Annotated in this window: 18 protein-coding genes, 1 tRNA gene and 1 pseudogene; 10 read left to right on the top strand and 10 right to left on the bottom strand. The window is 70.5% G+C overall.

Annotation, left to right across the window (positions count from 1 at the left end):
• Together HF999_RS12245 and HF999_RS12240 are read left to right on the top strand one after the other, a co-directional pair.
• Positions 1 to 586, top strand: a pseudogene (locus HF999_RS12245) (Fe-S oxidoreductase); the annotation flags it as partial.
• Positions 587 to 632: 46 nt separating this feature from the next.
• Positions 633 to 1283 carry a hypothetical protein gene (locus tag HF999_RS12240; protein ID WP_168546142.1) on the top strand — a complete coding sequence of 217 codons (651 nt, stop codon included), beginning with the start codon at positions 633 to 635 and terminating at the stop codon, positions 1281 to 1283.
• Positions 1284 to 1304: 21 nt separating this feature from the next.
• Here HF999_RS12240 and HF999_RS12235 read toward each other — a convergent pair whose 3' ends face one another.
• A complete protein-coding gene (locus HF999_RS12235; RefSeq protein WP_168546141.1) occupies positions 1305 to 1886 on the bottom strand; it encodes a TetR/AcrR family transcriptional regulator in 582 nt (193 codons plus the stop codon).
• Between the two features lie 99 nt (positions 1887 to 1985).
• On the opposite strand from HF999_RS12235, the gene HF999_RS12230 reads away from it, so the two are divergent.
• From HF999_RS12230 to HF999_RS22830, 3 genes are read left to right on the top strand one after another with little or no spacing between them, the layout of a single operon-like run.
• Positions 1986 to 2993 carry an ABC transporter permease gene (locus HF999_RS12230; protein ID WP_168546140.1) on the top strand — a complete coding sequence of 336 codons (1008 nt, stop codon included), beginning with the start codon at positions 1986 to 1988 and terminating at the stop codon, positions 2991 to 2993.
• A 3-nt stretch (positions 2994 to 2996) separates the two neighbouring features.
• On the top strand, positions 2997 to 4253 hold the full coding sequence (locus tag HF999_RS12225; protein ID WP_168546139.1) for a pyridoxal phosphate-dependent aminotransferase: 1257 nt from the start codon (positions 2997 to 2999) through the stop codon (positions 4251 to 4253).
• 9 nt (positions 4254 to 4262) lie between these two features.
• Positions 4263 to 6110, top strand: coding sequence for a YibE/F family protein (locus tag HF999_RS22830; RefSeq protein WP_312854118.1), 1848 nt, complete (start codon positions 4263 to 4265; stop codon positions 6108 to 6110).
• Between the two features lie 58 nt (positions 6111 to 6168).
• Here the strand turns inward: HF999_RS22830 and dcd are convergent, their stop codons facing one another.
• Positions 6169 to 6735: a dCTP deaminase gene (dcd, locus tag HF999_RS12215; protein WP_168546138.1), complete on the bottom strand. Its 567-nt coding sequence runs from the start codon at positions 6733 to 6735 to the stop codon at positions 6169 to 6171.
• Between the two features lie 67 nt (positions 6736 to 6802).
• Between dcd and HF999_RS12210 the strand changes: the two genes are divergently transcribed.
• Positions 6803 to 8164 (top strand): amino acid permease, encoded by a 1362-nt coding sequence (locus tag HF999_RS12210; RefSeq protein ID WP_312854117.1) that lies wholly within the window; start codon positions 6803 to 6805, stop codon positions 8162 to 8164.
• A 77-nt stretch (positions 8165 to 8241) separates the two neighbouring features.
• Positions 8242 to 8315: transfer RNA gene (locus HF999_RS12205), tRNA-Gly, on the top strand.
• On the opposite strand, the gene HF999_RS12200 is transcribed toward HF999_RS12205, so the two are convergent.
• From HF999_RS12200 to HF999_RS12190, 3 genes are all read right to left on the bottom strand, one after another.
• On the bottom strand, positions 8304 to 8891 hold the full coding sequence (locus HF999_RS12200; protein WP_168546136.1) for a cysteine hydrolase family protein: 588 nt from the start codon (positions 8889 to 8891) through the stop codon (positions 8304 to 8306). The two genes, HF999_RS12205 and HF999_RS12200, sit on opposite strands and share 12 nt — an antisense overlap.
• 99 nt (positions 8892 to 8990) lie before the next feature.
• A complete protein-coding gene (locus HF999_RS12195) occupies positions 8991 to 9839 on the bottom strand; it encodes a hypothetical protein (protein ID WP_168546135.1) in 849 nt (282 codons plus the stop codon).
• Positions 9840 to 9883: 44 nt separating this feature from the next.
• Positions 9884 to 10255, bottom strand: a complete 372-nt coding sequence (locus HF999_RS12190) for a PLD nuclease N-terminal domain-containing protein (RefSeq protein WP_168546134.1) — start codon at positions 10253 to 10255, stop codon at positions 9884 to 9886.
• 77 nt (positions 10256 to 10332) lie between these two features.
• On the opposite strand from HF999_RS12190, the gene HF999_RS12185 reads away from it, so the two are divergent.
• Positions 10333 to 10656, top strand: a complete 324-nt coding sequence (locus HF999_RS12185) for a hypothetical protein (RefSeq protein ID WP_168546133.1) — start codon at positions 10333 to 10335, stop codon at positions 10654 to 10656.
• A complete protein-coding gene (locus tag HF999_RS12180; RefSeq protein ID WP_168546132.1) occupies positions 10653 to 11438 on the top strand; it encodes an S-methyl-5'-thioadenosine phosphorylase in 786 nt (261 codons plus the stop codon). Before HF999_RS12185 ends, HF999_RS12180 begins: the two co-directional genes overlap by 4 nt.
• A 30-nt stretch (positions 11439 to 11468) precedes the next feature.
• On the opposite strand, the gene HF999_RS12175 is transcribed toward HF999_RS12180, so the two are convergent.
• The 3 genes from HF999_RS12175 to HF999_RS12165 form a co-directional block, all read right to left on the bottom strand.
• Entirely contained in the window at positions 11469 to 11795 is a 327-nt protein-coding gene (locus tag HF999_RS12175; RefSeq protein ID WP_168546131.1) for an SHOCT domain-containing protein, read from the bottom strand.
• A gap of 72 nt (positions 11796 to 11867) precedes the next feature.
• On the bottom strand, positions 11868 to 12359 hold the full coding sequence (locus tag HF999_RS12170; RefSeq protein ID WP_168546130.1) for an SRPBCC family protein: 492 nt from the start codon (positions 12357 to 12359) through the stop codon (positions 11868 to 11870).
• A 29-nt stretch (positions 12360 to 12388) separates the two neighbouring features.
• A complete protein-coding gene (locus HF999_RS12165; protein ID WP_168546129.1) occupies positions 12389 to 13774 on the bottom strand; it encodes an aspartate aminotransferase family protein in 1386 nt (461 codons plus the stop codon).
• A gap of 169 nt (positions 13775 to 13943) precedes the next feature.
• On the opposite strand from HF999_RS12165, the gene glsA reads away from it, so the two are divergent.
• A complete protein-coding gene (gene glsA / locus HF999_RS12160; RefSeq protein WP_168546128.1) occupies positions 13944 to 15203 on the top strand; it encodes a glutaminase A in 1260 nt (419 codons plus the stop codon).
• A 16-nt stretch (positions 15204 to 15219) separates the two neighbouring features.
• On the opposite strand, the gene HF999_RS12155 is transcribed toward glsA, so the two are convergent.
• Complete coding sequence (locus HF999_RS12155; RefSeq protein WP_168546127.1) at positions 15220 to 16818, bottom strand: molybdopterin-dependent oxidoreductase; 1599 nt, start codon at positions 16816 to 16818, stop codon at positions 15220 to 15222.
• Between the two features lie 158 nt (positions 16819 to 16976).
• Positions 16977 to 18617 carry a long-chain fatty acid--CoA ligase gene (locus HF999_RS12150; RefSeq protein ID WP_312854116.1) on the bottom strand — a complete coding sequence of 547 codons (1641 nt, stop codon included), beginning with the start codon at positions 18615 to 18617 and terminating at the stop codon, positions 16977 to 16979.
• Positions 18618 to 18631: the final 14 nt, after the last annotated feature.

Raw genomic sequence — 18631 nt, 5'->3', positions numbered from 1 at the left:
GGCGGCACCCGCCAAGCCCACAGTCGGCCTCGGCATGGCCGGCGGGGCGAAGCGCCCCGGCGCGAAGAAGCCCGGCGCGCCCAAGCCCGCAGCCGCAGCGGCGGAGGCCCCCGCGGCCGCCGCTCCTGCAGCCACGCCGGCGGAGGCCCCCGCGGCCGAGGCGCCCGCAGCTCCGGCGCCCGAGGCGCCGGCAGCGGCTGCTCCCGCTGCGGACCGCACGCTCGCCACGACCGGGGAGTCCAAGGCCGCAGGGTTCGGGATCGCCGCCGGCGCCAAGCGACCGGGCGCCAAGAAGCCCGGCGCACCGCGCGCCGCCGCAGCTGCCCCGGCCGAGCCGGCACCCGCACCGCAGGCCGCCGCACCGCAGGCCCCGGCACCGGCACCGGAAGCCCCCGCGGCCCCGGCCCCCGTCGAGGACGCGCCCGCGGACAGCGCACCGTCGGCCCCGGACACCGCGGTCGACGACGCCCCCGCAAGCCCGGCACCGTCGGGCGGCGACGACCGTACGCTCACGACGGAGGGCGCGTCGAAGGCCAAGGGCTTCGGGATCGCGGCGGGCGCGAAGCGCCCCGGCGGACGGAAGTGATCGACTCCCAGCGAATCGCTATCAGCGGATAGGGCAGGATGGTCTCGTGCCTGAGTACGTGAGTTACGAGGAGTTCGGGCGGCGCTTCTTCGAGATCGCCGTGAACGAGGAGCGCGTCGGCTCCGCGTTCTCCGATATCGCCGGGGGCGATTTCACCGTGGGCCCGATCCCGTCGGGCCCCGGCGGAATGGCCAAGGTGTGGGCGCAGGTGGAGATCGACGAGCCGCAGCTCACCCGCCAGGTGGGCGAGCTCATCACCTTCACGGTGAAGATCCCGCTGCGCATCGGCCTGCTCATCGACCTCAGGGTCGACCGGATCCGCTACGACGTGGCCGGCCTGATCACGCTGCCGCTCACCGTGCGGGCCGCCGCGCCGCTGGAACTGCGCATCGAGGTCGACCCGCCCAAGCCCAAGGACGTGTGGGTCGACGTCGAGTCGCGGACGATCCGCGGCTCGATCGTGCGCGTCGTGGCCAGCGTGGACGCGGAGATCCGGCGGTTCATCGCGCAGTACGTGGCCGAGGAGATCGACAAGCCCGCGGTCAAGCAGGCGCGCATCATCAACGTCTCCGAGGAACTCGGTCGTGCCTTCCACAATCTCGGCGACGAGGAGGCCCCGGCGGCCTCCGCACCCGAAGCCGAGGTGGTCGAACCCACCGAGATCCTCCCCGCGCCGGCGACCTCCCGCGAGCAGTAGCCGGGCCGATCCGCCGAACGGTCAGCCGGCGGCGCCGTCGATGATGTTCTGGATCGCGGCACCGTAGGCGGTCACCAGCTCGTCAGCCGTCGGCGCCTGGAACAGCGGCGCGGCGATCAGGTAGCGGAGGAAGGCCAGCCCGAACATCGTGCTGGCCACCACGCGCGCCGTCGTGATGTCGATCCCCGCGTGCGTCGTCAGCGTGGGGATCATCACCGAGGACAGGAACTCGCCGAAGGTGTTGACCGCGCCCTCGTCCGCGCTGATCGCGCCGCGCAACAGGGCGCGGAAGGCGTCGGTGGTCTCCCGCCCCTCCCAGATCGAGAGCGCGGCCCGGACCAGCCGCTCCCCCACGCCGTCCCGCGGGCCGACGAGCGCCGCGGTGAAGATCTCCTCCGGATCGACGGGCATGCTCATCACGCCCCGGAACAGCCCCTTCTTGTTGCCGTAGTAGTACGAGACCAGCGCGACGTCGACACCGGCGCGCGTCGCGATGGCGCGGATCGTGGTGCGGTCGTAGCCCATCTCGGCGAAGAGCTCCCGCGCCGCCTCGAGGATGTCCGCCTTGGCGGTGCTCGTGCCCGCCCGTCTGCCCGTGGCCATACCGTCAGCCTAGCAGTATTTCAACGCCCGTTGACTTCTGCGGTCCGCGGTCGTAGTCTTCGTTTCATCGAACGTTGAGTTACTCGGAGGTGCTCCACCATGAGCAGCAAGTCCCACGCGAAGCTGGCCGCGGTGTTCGCCGGGCTGGCCATCGCCATTCCCCTGATCGTCCTGCTGTTCACCGGGCCCGCCTCGCACGGCAAGCCGCACGACCTCCCGATCGGAGTGGTCGGCCCCGCCGCGATCGCGCAGCAGGTCGAGCAGCGGCTCGACGCCCAGCAGCCCGGCGGCTTCGAGGTGCACTCGTACGCCACCGAGGCGGAGCTGATCCAGGCCGCGAAGGACCGCAAGGTCTACGGCGGCATCGCGCCCGGATCGCCGGGCACCCCGACGCGGGCCGTCATCGCGACCGGCGCCTCGCCCGCCGTCGCGCCCATGATCACCCAGATGGCCACCGGGCTGACCCAGGGCCAGGACGTCCGGACCGTCGACGTCGCGCCGTTGTCCGCCGACGACCCCCGCGGCGCCGGCTTCGGTGCCATCGTGCTGCCCGTCTTCCTCTCCGGGATGGCACTGGCCATGGTGACGGTGCTGATCGCCGGCCACCCGAAGGTCGTGGCGGTGGCGCTGCCCATCGGCGCGGCGATCATCGGCGCGGCGGCCGTGGGGGCCGCCATGGGGATCGGCGTGCTGCCCGGCGGCTTCTGGGGCCAGTGGCTGGCCATGAGCGCGGGCATGCTCGCGATCGGGGCGGTGGTGGCGGGGCTGGTCTCCCTGTTCGGCAACAAGGGCATCACCCCCGCGGCACTGCTGTTCATGCTGATCGGGATGCCGATGGCCGGGATCGCGATGCCGCCGGAGTTCCTGCCGCACATCTGGGGCGTCCTCGGCCAGATCCTGCCCATCGGCGCCACGGGCACGGCCCTGCGCAGCGCGGCTTACTTCGCCGACGGTGGCCTGGTCGGCGCGGGAGCCGGTGCCGCGTACGTGGTGCTCGCCGCCTGGATCGCGGTGGGGTACGCGCTGCTCGTGATCGGCGCGGCGAGGCGCCGGGCGCAGGGCGGCGCACCGTCGGAAAAGGATTTGCTGGAACCTGCGACGATATAGCCCATGAGCCGACCGCATGTGCCCCACATCCGCACCGAACTCAAGCCGCTCGAGCAGTCCGCCAAGCTGCAGAACGTGCTGTACGAGATCCGTGGACCCGTGGTGGCACAGGCGGCTCGGCTCGAGGCGCAGGGGCACCGCATCCTCAAGCTGAACATCGGCAACCCGGCGACCTTCGGCTTCGAGGCACCGGACTCCATCGTCCGCGACATGATCCACGCGCTGCCCGTCTCGCAGGGCTACAGCGAATCGCAGGGCATCGCCTCCGCGCGGCGGGCCGTGGTCACGCGCTACGAGGAGGTCCAGGACTTCCCGTACTTCGACATCGGCGATGTCTACCTCGGCAACGGGGTCTCCGAGCTCATCACGATGACCCTGCAGGCGCTGCTCAACAACGGCGACGAGGTGCTCATCCCCGCCCCCGACTACCCGCTCTGGACGGCCATGACCTCGCTGGCCGGCGGTACCCCCGTCCACTACCTGTGCGACGAGGAGAACGGCTGGAACCCGTCCGTCGAGGACATCGAGGCGAGGATCACGCCGCGCACCAAGGCGATCGTCGTGATCAATCCGAACAACCCCACCGGCGCCGTCTACTCCCGCGAGACGCTGCAGCAGATCGTCGAGGTGGCGCGCAAGCACTCGCTCCTCGTCCTCGCCGACGAGATCTACGACCGGATCCTCTACGACGGTGCGCAGCACATCTCCATCGCCGAGCTCGCCCCGGACCTGCTGGTGTGCACGTTCAACGGCCTGTCCAAGGCGTACCGGGTATGCGGCTACCGCGCCGGCTGGATGGTGCTGACCGGCCCCAAGGAGCACGCGTCGGGCTTCATCGAGGGGCTGACGCTGCTCGCGTCGACGCGACTGTGCCCCAACGTCCCCGCCCAGCACGCGATCCAGGTGGCGCTCGGCGGATACCAATCGATCAACGACCTGATCCTGCCCGGCGGGCGGCTACTGGAACAGCGCGACGTCGCCCACCAGAAGCTCAACGCGATCGACGGTGTCAGCTGCGTGAAGCCGCAGGGCGCGCTCTACGCCTTCCCGAAGCTGGACCCGAACGTGCACGAGATCCGCGACGACGAGCAGATGGTCCTCGACCTGCTCAATCAGGAGAAGATCCTGCTGGTCCAGGGCACCGGATTCAACTGGCCGACGCCGGACCACCTGCGCGTTGTGACGCTCCCGTGGGCCCGTGACCTGGCCGAAGCTCTCGATCGGTTCGGCAACTTCCTCAGTTCGTACAAGCAGAAGTAGGGTGGCGGCGTGACAGCCGACCACGACCACGACCACGACGACGTGCACGCCGCCGCCGCGCACGTGCACAACCATTCGCTGGCCAACATCTCGCTGGGCAAATGGGCCTCGCGCATCGTGGTCGGCCTGCTCGCGGTCATCGGCGTCGCCGTCCTCGCGGGGCTGATCGTGCTGTGGCCGTCGCACCTGCGGGTCAGCGTGCCCGGCGGCCCGCAGACGCCGAACCTGTCGAAGGGCGTCGTCGCGGAGCAGATGGTCGGCGACTGCGACTTCACGCCGACCGGGAACGGCCAGGTCAGCGACACGCAGCCGCATCCGCTCCTCAACGCCGACGGTGGCTGCCTCAACAGCTCGGTGCAGATCACCAGCGGCCCGGACTCGGGCAAGTGGACGATGTTCTCGATCGGCACTCAGCGCACCAACGTCTCCGCCGTGCCGGGACAGAGCACCTCGGCGCAGCCCTCCGGGATCGACCTGTCGCGCCCGGCCACCCCGGGCACCGGACAGCCCGACCTGTCGCCCGGCACCAAGATCCTGATCAGCGCCAACGGCGGCGGCGTGGCGGGCTCGCCCTCGAACTACGCCTTCTACGACTACTCGCGCGGCGTGTCGCTGTGGGTGTGGGGCCTGGTGTTCGCGGCGGTCGTCATCGCGGTCGCGCAGTGGCGCGGCCTGCGCGCACTCATCGGGCTCGCACTGTCGGGCGCGGTGATCGTGCTGTTCGCCCTGCCCTCGATCCTGGACGGCAATTCCGCCGTGTGGGTCGCGATGGTGGCCTCCGCGGTGATCCTGTACGTCGTGCTCTACCTCGCGCACGGGGTGTCGCTGAGAACCTCGGCGGCCCTACTGGGCACACTGTGCGCGCTGGCCGTGTGCGGCGTGCTCGCGTGGCTCGCCACGCTGACCACACAGGTCACGGGCTTGAGCAATGAGGACTCGACGAACCTGCAGGCCTACGCGACCACCGTGTCGATCTCCGGTGTCCTGCTGGCCGGATTCATCATCGGCGCCCTGGGCGTGCTCAACGACGTGACCATCACCCAGGCCTCGGCGACCTTCGAGCTGGCGAAGCTCTCGCCCAAGTCCTCGCGGCGCCGGACCTTCCTCGCGGCCATGCGCGTCGGCCGCGATCACATCGCCTCGACGGTGTACACGCTGGTCTTCGCGTACGTCGGCACCGCGCTGCCGCTGCTGCTGCTGTTCTCGATCGCGGGCCGGCCGCTGGGTCAGGTACTCACGTCCGATTCCGTGGCGATCGAGCTGGTCCGCGCGTTCGTCGGCGGCATCGGCCTGGCGCTGTCCGTGCCGCTGACCACCGCGATCGCGGTGCTGCTGGCGAAGCCGAAACGGGCCGCCGTCAGTGCGGAGGCCGCCAAGCGGTACGCGGAGAGCCACCCCGACACCGACCCCTCCGAGATCCGGGTGCGGGAGCGTCGCGCCGCCGCCCGCGCCACGGCGCCGGCCGCCCCGGAGATCGCCGACGGTGCCGGACCGGACTCCGTCGCGCCCGTCGCGCCCGTCGCGCCCGTCGCGCCCGTCGCGCAGCAGAGTCCGGCGCAGTCCCCGGCCCGACGCGCGCCCTCGCAGAGTCCGGCTCCCGCCCGGCAGGAATCGGAGACCTCACTGCCCGAGACGCAGCAGCCCGGGCGGCGGCGGCTGCCGGACGAGCCGATTCCCGCTCCGCCGCGCCCGCAGCCGCGTCCTCCGGTCCTGCCGGACCCGCCCCAGCGCGCACCGGACCCGCAGCCGCGCGCACCGATCCTGCCGGACCCGCCCCAGCGCGCTCCGATCGTGCCCGACCCGCCCCAGCGCGCGCCGCAGGAGCCCCGCCGTCGGGGTAGGCACTCCGCCGACTGAACGAGGCTCGCGACTGCGGTCGGTTTCCTGCGGTTTCCGTGGGAAACCGACCGCGGAATCAGCTCTGGAAGTTCAGGTACGCCTTCGACGGGGTCGGGCCGCGCTGCCCCTGGTACTTCGAGCCCACGGCCGAACTGCCGTAGGGGTTCTCCGCCGGACTGGTGAGGCGGAACAGGCACAGCTGGCCGATCTTCATGCCCGGCCACAACGTGATCGGCAGGTTCGCGACGTTGGACAGCTCCAGCGTGATGTGACCGGAGAAGCCCGGGTCGATGAATCCGGCGGTCGAGTGGGTAAGCAGGCCCAGCCGGCCGAGTGAGGACTTGCCCTCGAGGCGGCCGGCCAGGTCGTCGGGCAGCGAGCACACCTCGAGCGTGGAACCGAGCACGAACTCGCCGGGGTGCAGCACGAAGGGCTCCCCCGGTGCGGGCTCGACCAGCGTGGTCAGCTCGTCCTGCCGCTGCTTGGGGTCGATGTGGGTGTAGCGCGTGTTGTTGAACACGCGGAACAGGCCGTCGAGCCGCACGTCCACGCTGGACGGCTGCACCATCTGCGGGTCGAACGGATCGATCCCCAGGCGGCCGGATTCCACATGGGCGCGGATGTCACGATCGGAGAGCAGCACGGGGTTCAGCGTAGGGCAGGGCGGCGGTGCGCGAGAGTGCACCCCGGATCGGGGATACTGCCTCTTCGTGACCGACACTCCCCTCCGCCGCGGCCTCACCGCGCGGCACATCCGGTTCATCGCGCTCGGCTCGGCGATCGGGACGGGCCTGTTCTACGGCTCGGCGGCCGCGATCCAGGCGGCCGGCCCTGCCGTCCTGCTCGCCTACCTGATCGGCGGCGTGGTGATCTACCTCGTGCTGCGGGCACTCGGCGAGATGGCGGTGCGGCGGCCACAGGGCTCGTTCGGCGACTACGCCTCGTCCGCACTCGGCCCGCGGGCGGGATTCCTCACCGGCTGGATGTACGTCTTCGAGATGGTCTTCGTGTGCATCGCGGATGTCACGGCGTTCGCCGTCTACATGGGAACGTGGTTCCCCCATGTGCCGAAGTGGATCTGGGTACTCGCGGTGATCTTCTTCATCGCCGCGTTGAACCTGATGCGGGTGCGCGTGTTCGGCGAGGTCGAGTTCTGGCTGACACTGGTGAAGATCGCGGCGATCGTCGCCATGATCGCCGGCGGCGTCGCTGTGCTGATCTTCGGCTTCGGCATGCACGACACCGATCAGGGACTGAGCAACCTGTACGCGCACGGCGGCTTCTTCGCGACCGGCTTCGGCGGCTTCCTGAGCTGCTTCGTGCTGGTCGTGTTCGCGTTCGGAGGGTCGGAGATCATCGGCCTGACCGCGGCGGAGGCGGAGGATCCGGAGCGCACGATCCCGAAGGCGATCAACACCGTGCCGGTACGGATCGGGTTGTTCTACGTCCTAGCGCTCGCGGTGATCATGGCCGTCATCCCGTGGACGCGGATCAGCAGCGAGTCCAGCCCGTTCGTGCAGATCTTCCAGGCCCTCGGCGTCGCGCCCGCGGCGCACGTGCTCAACGTCGTGGTGATCACGGCGGCACTGTCGGCGATCAACAGCGACATCTTCGGTGCCGGCCGGATGATGTTCGGCATGGCCCAGCAGGGGCAGGCGCCCGCGATCATGCGGCGCACGACCGCGAACGGCGTGCCCTGGATGACCGTGGTGATCATGACCGGCGCGCTGCTCGTGGGTGTCCTGCTCAACTATCTGATCCCCGAGGACGTCTTCGTGGTGATCGCCTCGATCGCCACCTTCGCGACGGTCTTCGTGTGGCTGATGATCCTCGCCTCCCAGTACCGCCAGCGGGTCTCGCTCCCCGCCGAGGAGGTCGCGCAGCTGCGGTTCCCCGTGCCGCTGTGGCCCTACGGGCAGCTGTTCGCCATCGGATTCCTACTGTTCGTGACCGTGCTCATGGCCTTCGAGCACGACACCCTCGTCGCGCTCGTGGTGGGCTTCGCGTGGCTCGCGGCGCTGCTCGTCACGTACCGCCTGTGGGTGGCCCCGCGCACGTCCGTGAAGCCCTGACCGGTCCCCTGGTCCGACGGTGCGCCGTGCTAGTGTTGCCGGTACGCGCGGCCCCGTCGGACGACGGTGCCGCGACTGCCGATGTAGTTCAATGGTAGAACTCCTGCTTCCCAAGCAGGTAGCGCGGGTTCGATTCCCGTCATCGGCTCCACGAACGAACTGCGGTGTCCGTGGCCTCGGTCGCCACGCCGGTCAACTCAGCACCACTGGTGATGTCGATCAGCGGTGCGTACAGCCTCATCACGTCCAGCGCTCGCCGGTGATCCTCATCGCTGACACCCGCGCAGGCGTCCGCGACGACGCGCACACGAACCCCCGCGTCGGCCGCGGCGAGTGCCGTCGAGAGCACGCAACAGTCGGTCGAGACGCCGACGAGGACCACGTCGCGACTGCCGTGCACTGCGGCCTCCAACTCGGGACCCCACTTGCCGAGCGTGGTCAGGCTCACCACCGCATGTCGGTTCGACGCGAACTCCGCGCTCAGGTCGTAGAGCGGGTCGGCTTCGGAAACGAGTGCGAACGGCCACTTCTCGTAGTAGTCGATCCACGCTCCGGTCGGCGTGCTCGGCGCGACGAAGCGAGTGAACACCACACGGTCACCGAAGCGCGGCAACAGCTCGACAGTCGCGGCAGCGGCGTCGGCGTACCGCGGCACGAACCATCCACTGTCCGGCCGAGCGAAGATCTCCTGAAAGTCGATCACGACCAACCACGGTTCAGCCTGCATGTCGTCAGTATGAGTCGTCGAACGCGTCAGGGACGGGCCTACGCCCTACGCCCGAATCGTCGGCCGCCGCCATACAACAGGACGCGACTCAAGTCCCGTCTACGCACCCCCGGTCGGGGCGGCGGACTCGGCCCGCGCCCGCTGATCGCTGTACAGCAGGGCGTTCGTGGCGATGAGGAAGGGCACGACCGCGATCTGGCCGAGCACCCACCCCGCGTTCACGAACAGCAGGCTCGCGAGGCTCTGCGCGGCCACGTCGCCGCCCGGCGGGCGGGTCGCGTACGCGGCGAGGGAGAACGGCAGACCGATCAGGGCCGAGACCGCGGTGACCACCAGATACGTGCAGATCACCCGGCGCAGCAGCCGCCAGAACCCCGTGCGCTGCAGGGCAGCGGCACGCCACAGCGCGTCGACGGGCCGCAACTTCTCGATGACGAGCATCGGCCCCGCGATCACCAGCGTCGGGAGCACCGCGAGCACGGCGAGCGCCGCGAGCACGAGCAGCACCGTCGTCGTGACCCGCACGAGGTCCGGTCCCGCCCGGACCGCGAGGCCGATCGAGGCCGCGACCGCCAGCCCGATCGGCGTGAGCACGACGACGACGTCCAGCACGCCGAGCCCGAATGCGGCGACCAGCCGCGGGCGCGCTTCGGTCCAGGCGCGACGCAGGGAGGTCGTGCGGTCCGTGAGATACCGGTGGGCCACCACGGACCCGACCGCGGTGACGACGACACTGGCGAGGATCCACACCAGGGTCACCAGCATCGCGCTCGCGGGGTAGACGCCGAGCACCACGAGGACCTGCCTGGTATCGCGGTCCGCGTCCGGGACGACCTGTTCGGCGCCGACGAGCGGCAGCCGCGCGAGCACACCGAGGAGGGCGATGGAGCCGATCGACACCGCGGCCAACCCCAGCGTGGGCCGGGGATTCGCGCGGATGACCCCCACTGCGGATCGGTAGATCTCCCCCAGTCGGCGGGGCCGGGCGGCGTTCAGTCCTTGTCCTCGGGCGCTTCGGACGGGTTGCGCGCGTCCAGCTCCTTCGCGCGGCGACGCTGCTGTTCGGCCCGCTCGCGGCACTGCCGGAGGAACTCGTCGTCATCGTCGGCGTACTGGGCGATGTGGCGTCCCGGACGTTCGTACTCGGGGAACCCCGGGGTGCGCGACGATGCGCCGCTCCGGCCGCCGCCACCCACGGGCCGGCCCATGAGGAACCAGATCAGCGAGCCCGCGAAGGGGATGATGATCACGATGATCAGCCAACCGACCTTGGGCAGGTGACGCACCCGGAATTCGTCCGAGGCGATCACGTCGATGAGTGCCGCCACCCACAGCACCATCACGATCGCACCGAAGTACGTCATCTTGAACTCCCACCCATAGGAAAACGGATAACTGATGCTACCGCGAACCCCACGCGGTCTCGGCATATTGTGTCACCGTGACTGATCTCAGCTGGCCCGCGACCCGTCTGCTCAGTATCGGGAAGCGTTCCGGCGCCGTCCGCGGGCACCTGGAGTTGACGCAGACGCACCTGCGGTTCCGCCCGGCCGGGCTCGCCTCGAAGATCGACGGGACGCCCTTCGCCGTCCAGTTCCGGCACATCGTCGGTGCCGGCATCGTCGAGGACGTGGTCGGCCTGTTCAAGCGGACGCGGCAGCGACTGTGCGTGACCCTCGGCGATGGATCGGAGCAGTTCTTCGACGTCGGCAGACCGGACGAGGTGGCGGAGGCCGTCCGCAGCCGGCTCGGAGGCCGCGCATGATCGCCGTCATCGGGGGCACGGGGCTCTACAGCTTCCTGTCCGGCGCGACGGAGCAGGTCACCGTCGACACCCCGTACGGGCCGACGAGCGCCCCGGTGACCCTGGGCGAGATCGCCGGGCGCGAGGTGGCCTTCCTGCCGCGGCACGGCCTGGGCCACGAGTACTCGCCGCACACCGTGCCGTACCGGGCGAACCTGTGGGCACTGCGCCGGCTCGGGGCCACGAAGGTGCTCGCGCCGTGCGCCGTCGGCAGTCTCGACCCGGCGGCCGGGCCCGGGACGATCACCGTCCCGGACCAGCTCGTGGATCGTACGTCCGGACGGACGTCGACCTTCTTCGACGGACACGGCGTGCACGTGAGCTTCGCCGATCCGTACTGCCCCGTCCTTCGGGCCGCCGCCGCGCCGGGAGCCGACCGCACCTCGGGGACCATGGTGGTGATCGAGGGCCCGCGGTTCTCGACGCGCGCGGAGAGCCGCTGGTACGCGGCGCAGGGTTGGGACCTGGTGAACATGACGGGGCTGCCCGAGGCGGCCCTGGCCCGGGAGCTCAAGCTCTGCTACGCCTCGATCGCGCTGGTCACCGACCTGGACGCGGGAATCGAGGCCGGCACGGGCGTGCACGCCGAGGACGTGCTCGCCCAGTTCCGCGCGAACCTTCCGCGCCTCACGGACGCGCTCACCCGGACCATCGCCGCCGTCGATCCGGCCGCCCCGTGCGAGTGCGCCCGCGGCGACCACGACCTCCCCGACGGCCTCGACGCCGGTCCGGTCTGGATCTGACGCAACCTCCCCGGTCCGACGGTGCCGCGCTCAGCCCGCGGCGAGGATCTTCGCCCGGGCCGCCGCGCGTTCGTCGGCGTCGATCACGCCGCGTGCGGCGAGATCGTCGATCTCCGCGAGCCGTTCCTCGATCGAACGCTCCGTGCCGAGTGCGCGGCTCTGGAGCGCCTGCACCTGCAGGTCGGTCTCGAGCGTGAAGTAGTCCTCGCCGCGCTTCGCCGCGGCGTTGTAGTTGCTCAGCCAGATCGCTCCCCGCACTACGAGGCTGACTACCGCGATGACCACGATAGCCCCGAAGAACAGCGGAAAAAGGTCGTCCCCGAATGACGACGGGGGCTCGGGAGCGTTGGGGTACATGCGCGAATACTAGCGCGGAATGCAGAATCCGCATGACCGTATTCGGTCATGCGGATTCTGTGGTGCGGGAGGTTATGCGGAGCCCAGGTACTTCTCGGTATCGCGCTGCAGCCACTTCACGATCAGGCCGGCCGGGAATGCGCTGAGGCCGATCACCCGGTCGCCGCCGACGGGCTCGATGAGCAACGTCCACGTGAACACGGAGCCGCCGTCGGGGTGCGCCTCGACGCGGTACTTCTCCGCCAGGCGGGCCAGGCCGGGCGCAGTGGCGGACTGCACGTAGAAGGCCTTCTCGCACAGCGTCTCGGACTCCTCCCACGAGTAGAAGATCTCGTCGGCGCTGACGCCCGGGCCGAGGTGCACGCGACGGGTGGAGCCGACCGCGAAGGGCCGCGGACTGGTCCACTCGATCTTGCGGATCCCCTTGCACCAGTGCAACGGCCGGTCCGAGGTCAGTTCGCCCCACACCCAGTCGACGGGGCGCGCCGAGCGCACGGAGAACTCGTACACGCCGGGACGTCCGGACTGCAGTTCGGCGGGCAGGACGGGCTTGAGTGCTGGCATGGGGCCTCCTGGGCCTCGTGGTGACGGGGTCAGACGGTGTGCGCGTCCGCGACGTTGAGCGCCTCGTCGATGATCGCGAGTCCCTCGCGGGCCTCCTCGGCGGAGACATTGCACGGCGGGACGACGTGGATCCGGTTGTAGTTGGCGAAGGGCAGGAGGCCGCCCTTCTTGAGCGCGCCGACGGTCTCGTTCATCGCCGGGCTGCTGCCGCCGTAGGGCGCCAGGGGCTCGCGGGTCTCCTTGTCGCGCACCAGCTCGATGGCGAAGAAGACACCCTCGCCACGCACGTCGCCGACGGACGGGTGCTTGGCCTTGAACCCCTCCAGCGTGGGCCGGATGATCTCCTCGCCGATCTTCGCGGCGTTCTCGACCATGCCCTCCTCGGCCATCGCATTGATCGTCGCGACCGCCGCGGCCGTGGCCAGCGGGTGGCCGGAGTAGGTGAGGCCACCCGGGTAGGGCGTATCGGCGAAGGTGGCGGCGATCTCCCCGCTGATCGCGACGCCGCCCAGCGGCACGTAGCCGCTGTTCGAGCCCTTGGCGAAGGTCAGCAGGTCGGGCACCACGGGCCCGGCGGCGGTGGTGGCGTGCTCGATGGCGAACCACTTCCCGGCGCGACCGAAGCCGGACATCACCTCGTCGGCGATCATGACGATCCCGTACTTCGTGCACAGCTCGCGGACGCCGGCCATGTAGCCGGGCGGCGGGACCATGATGCCGGGGGTGCCGGGAATCGCCTCGAGGATGATCGCGGCGATCGTGTTCGGGCCCTCGAGCACGATCGTGCGCTCCAGGTGCTCGAGCGCGCGCTGGCTCTCCTCCTCCTCGGTGGTCGCGTAGAAGGACGAGCGGTAGAGGAAGGGGCCGTCGAAGTGCGCGACGGACTCGCCGCCGAAGTCGCTCGCGAAGCGACGGGTGTCGCCGGTGACGTTGATCGCCAGCTCGGTACCGCCGTGGTAGCTGCGGTAGCGGCTGAGCACCTTGCGCCGGCCGGTGTGCACGCGCGCCATCCGGATCGCGTGCTCGACGGCGTCGGCGCCGCCGTTGGTGAAGAACACCTTGTTCAGATCGCCCGGGGTGCGCTCGGCGATGAGCCGCGCGGCCTCGCTGCGGGATTCGTTGACGTGCTGCGGCGCGATGGTGCAGATCCGCGCGGCCTGCTCCGCGATCGCCGCGACGACCTTCGGGTGCTGGTGGCCGATGTTGGTGTTGACCATCTGCGAGCTGAAGTCGAGGAGCTTGCGCCCCTCGCCGTCCCACACGTACGAGCCCTGCGAGGCGAGGATCGTCATGGGATTGATCTGGGCCTGCGCCGACCACGAGTGGAAGACGTGGGCGCGGTCGAGCTCGTAGGCCCGGGTCCCCGCGGCGATGGCGTCGTCGAGGGTCCGACCGTCGGGCAGCGTGTTCGTCATAGCTAAATCTCCAAGAAAGTTGTCTGCGGCAATGCGGGCTGGCGATATCCGCGGGTATGCGCTGCTCAACCTGTTCATGTCACGGTGACTGCAACGATACTCGCCGGATCCTGCCCCCTCGGGTGGAGGACGGGTCGAGGAGCGGTCACCGTCGGATAGCTTGGCTGGTATGAGCACCGGCACCGGCCCCAGCACTTCCGTCGGCTTCACGGACAACCCCGTGAACGCGGCGATGGCCCGCGTACTCGACGATGTTCGCCACGAGGCGCACCCGGGTGCCGTCGCCGACTACATTCCGCAGTTGGCGACGGCGGACCCGGAGGCCTTCGGCGTCGCCATGGTGTCCGTCCACGGCCACCACTACGGAGCCGGCGATCGCCGCACGCCCTTCACCATCCAGTCCGTGTCGAAGCCCTTCGTCTACGCACTGGCGCTTCAGGCCCTGGGAGTGGCGGCGGTGTGTGAACGGATCGGGGTCGAGCCGAGCGGCGAGGCCTTCAACGGCATCAGTTTCGATCCGTCGGGCCGGCCGGAGAACCCGCTCATCAACGCGGGAGCGATCGTCGCGACCTCGCTGATCCCGGGGGCCGACGGTGCGGAGCGGTTCGCCGCCATCCGGGACGGCTTGTCCCGCTTCGCCGGTCGCGATCTCGAGCTGGACGCGGAGGTCTACCGCTCGGAGTCGGAGACCGGTTTCCGCAACCTCGCGCTCGCCGCGCTCGCGAGGTCGACGGACGCGCTGCGCGTCCCGATCGAGGACGCGCTCGACCCGTACTTCCGGCAGTGCTCACTGCTGGTGGACGCGCACGATGTCGCGGTCATGGGCGGGACCCTCGCCAACGGCGGCGTCAACCCGGTCACCGGCGAGCGCGTGGTGAGCGCGACGGTCGCGCGACACACCCTCTCGGTGATGACGGGGTGCGGCATGTACGACAGGTCCGGGGCCTGGATGGTGTCCGTCGGCATCCCCGCGAAGTCCGGGGTCGGCGGCGGCATCGTCGCTGCGACGCCGGGCGAGTACGGGATCTGCGTGTTCAGCCCGCCGCTCGACGAGGCCGGGAACTCCAGCCGCGGCGTCGCGGTGCTGCAGCGGATGAGCAGCGAATTCGGCCTGCACCTGCTGAACCGGTCGATCACCCCGGTGAGTGCCGTCGCCTCCGTCACCACCGATCCCGCCACCGGCCGCCTGGTGCTGCGGCTGCGCGGCGAGGTGGACTTCGCGGCGGTCGAGGAGGTGGTGCACGAGGCGTTGCGCCTGGGTCGCGCGCAGAGCGGCACCACCGTCGTCCTCGACCTCACCGACGTCACCCGCATCTCGACCGTGGCGTCCTACCTGATCACGCAGCTCGCCTCCGATGTGGGGTACGGCGTCCGCGTGGTGATGGAGGACCCCTCCAGCCTGTGCGCGGTGAATCCCTTGGGCGACTGAGGCTCCCCGGCACCTCTCAGCCCGCCGTGACGACGACCCGGTGCCATCCGGTGGCACCGTCGGGAGCGGGCGGCGCGGGCGTATCGGTTTGCATCGCCCCGAGCGCGTCGGTGGCGCGCACCTCGAGGACGTGCTCGCCGCGGGCCAGCGGGAGGGAGACGTGCCACTGGCGCCACGTATCGGGCCCGACGGTGTCCGCGAGCTCGGCCCGCACCCACTGGCCGGAATCCGCGCGGACCTCGACCCCGCCGATCCCGGTGTGCTGCGCCCACGCGACGCCCGCCACCGTGACCGATCCCGCGGACACCGATCCCCGCGGGACGTCGATGCGCGACTGCACCTTGACCGGTCCCATCGCCGACCAGCCGCGCGGCGTCCAGTAGCCCTCGTCGGCGGCGAAGGTCGTGACCTTGAGCGAGGTCACCCATTTGGTCGCGGAGACGTATCCGTAGAGGCCGGGGACGACGAGCCGAGCGGGGAAGCCGTGCGCCACCGGGAGGGGTTCGCCGTTCATGCCGATCGCGAGCAGCGATGTGCGGGCGGGGTCGCGGAGCACCTCGAGCGGCGTTCCCGCGGTGAAGCCGTCGTGGCTGCGCGAGAGCACCATATCGGCCCCGGCCCGCGGTTTCGCCCGCTCCAGGAGCGCGCCGAGCGGGTAGCCCAGCCACAACGCGTTGCCGATGAGGTCGCCGCCCACCTCGTTGCTGACGCAGGCGAGGGTCGCGTGGTGCTCCTCGAGGGGCAGCGCGAGCAGCTCCTCCCAGCTGAGCGAGAAGGGCTCGTCCACCAGGCCGTGCACCTCGAGCGACCAGTGCGCCGGGTCGATCTGCGGCACGCGGAGGGCGGTGTCGATGCGGTAGAAGTCAGCCGCCGGCGTGATGTACGCCGTGAGGCCGCGGATCCGCAGATCGGCGCCCGCGGGAACCGCCGGCGTGGGAGTGCGCGGCACGGGCAGGCGCAGCGTCTCCCGCGCCGCCGTGACCGCCTTCGCCCCGGCCGACAGGAGCCGCGCACCCACGAGGGCGAGCACCGTCGTACCGGCTGCCGCACCGGCAACGACGAGGAATCCGCGCCGGTCCACCGCCGGCCCGTCGACGGGCCCGCCGTGGGCATCGTCGTGGGCCCGGCCCGCGGGAAGGGCGGGCCCGAGCCGCCGCACCGCGAGTCGCAGCACGAGCAGCGACGCACCGATCCCGACGATGCTCGGCACCGCCCACAGGGCCGTCGCATCGGGACGGAGCACCGCCGCCACCGTGCCGACGAGCCCGACGACCGCGAACAGGGCCGCGCCCCAGGGTGGGCGCCGGTGTTCGAGCAGACCCGCGCTCGCGGCGCCCGCGGCGAGCACCACCCCCATCGTCCCGAGCAGCACCGCCTTGTCCGCGGTGCCGAACCAGTCGACGGCGAAGTCCTTGAGCCACGGCGGCGCCGCGTCGATGACCGCGGCCCCGCCCGCGAAGACCGTGCTCGCTCCCGGTGCGATGACCGCCGCCACGAGTTCCGCCACCGCCAGCCCGAGGGCGCCGGCCAGCAGGCCCGCCAGCGCGGCGGCCCACGCCGGCGGGCGGTGTTGCGGCGGAGCCTGTTGCTGCGCCGGGGTCCCGGTATCGATCACGCATCCAGCGTGGCACGGCCACGGCCGCGATCGGGCCGTCCACCCGAACAGCTCACCGTTTCGTCAGATTCGCGGCGAACGACGTCGGATGTCCGAGACGACGACGGGGCCGTCGCAGCCCACCGGCTGCGACGGCCCTGTCGTACTCGAGAGGTGCGTCAGGCGCGCGCGTCGACCACCGGGTAGGTGCCGTCGGCGTACTCGGCCCGGATGAGCTTCTTGTCGAACTTGCCGACCGAGGTCTTCGGGACCTCGGTGACGAACGCCCAGCGCTCGGGGATCTGCCACTTGGGCAGCTTGTCCTCGAGAAAGGCGCGCTGCGCGGCGACGTCCGCGTCGGCCGCGTCCTTGACGACGGCCAGCACGAACGGGCGCTCGTCCCACTTCTCGTCGGGAACGCCGACGACGGCGGCCTCGGCGATGGTCGGGTTGCTCATGACCGTGTTCTCCAGCTCGACGGAGCTGATCCACTCGCCACCGGTCTTGATCATGTCCTTGGTGCGGTCGCGGATGGTCATGAAACCGTCGGGGCTGATCGATGCCACATCGCCCGTGCGGAGCCAGCCGTCGTGGAACTTCGACGGGTCGGAGACATTGCCCTCGGGCGCGTAGTACGCGCCGGTGATCCACGGGCCGCGCACCTCGAGCTCGCCGGAAGCCTCACCGTCCCAGGGCTGTTCGTTGCCCTCATCGTCGATGAGCCGGGCCTGAACGGATGCCGGGAAGCGGCCCTGCGTAACGCGGTAGGCGAACTCGTCCTCCTCCGAGACACCGAAGGGCGGGCGCGAGACCGAGCCGAGCGGCGAGGTCTCCGTCATGCCCCAGGCGTGCACGATGCGAGTCCCGAACTGATCGAACGCCCGGATCATGGACGGCGGCACGGCCGCACCACCGACGACGACCTCGCGCAGGTGCGAGATGTCCTGCGGCTTGACCGCGAGCTGCGCGGCGACGCCGGCCCAGATGGTGGGCACGGCGGCGGCGAAAGTGGCCTTGGTGGCGTCGAGGATCTGCAGCAGGGGCTCGGGCTGCAGGAAGCGATCGGGCATGATCAGCGTGATGCCGCCCATCATCGCGGCGTAGGGCAGGCCCCAGCTCATGACGTGGAACATCGGCACGATCGCGAGCACGGAATCGGCGTTGCCGAGTGCCATGCCCGACGAGGAGTTCACCTGCATGGAGTGCAGCCAGATGCTCCGGTGGCTGTAGACGACGCCCTTGGGATCACCCGTGGTGCCGGAGGTGTAGCAGAGGACGGCGGCGTCGCGCTCCGCGATCTCGGGCCAGTCGAAGGTCGTGGCCTCACCCGCGATGAGCTCGTCGAAGCTGTGCACGGTGATGCCCGCGGGCGCCTCGAGCGCCTCCTTCGGGCCGTTCGCGACGATGATGTGCTGCACGTTCGGGGTGCCGGCCAGGTACTTGCCGAGCAGCGGCGCGACCGAGGCGTCGACGAGGATGACCTTGTCGTCGGCCTGGTTGATGATGAACACCGCCTGCTCCGGCGAGAGGCGCAGGTTCAGGGTGTGGAGCACGGCCCCCATCGCGGGCACGGCGGCGTAGGCCACCTGGTGCTCGTTGTTGTTCCACATGAACGTGGCGACCCGGTCGCCGCGCTGCACGCCCAGCTTGGTCAACGCGTGCGCGAGCTGCGAGGCCTTGTCTCCGACCTCGGCGAAGGAGATGTCGCGCAGCCCCTCACCGGTCCAGGTGGTGATCCTGGCCTCGGGGAACACGCGGCGGCTGTACTCGACGAGACGAGCGATCGTCAGCTCGCCGTCCTGCATCGTCGTCTGAATCACGGTGGTGGAGACTC

The organism is Tsukamurella spumae (assembly GCF_012396015.1).
Lineage (GTDB): Bacteria > Actinomycetota > Actinomycetes > Mycobacteriales > Mycobacteriaceae > Tsukamurella > Tsukamurella spumae.
The sequence above is the reverse complement of the archived record's forward strand: the minus strand, read 5'-3'. Positions and strand labels throughout refer to the sequence as shown.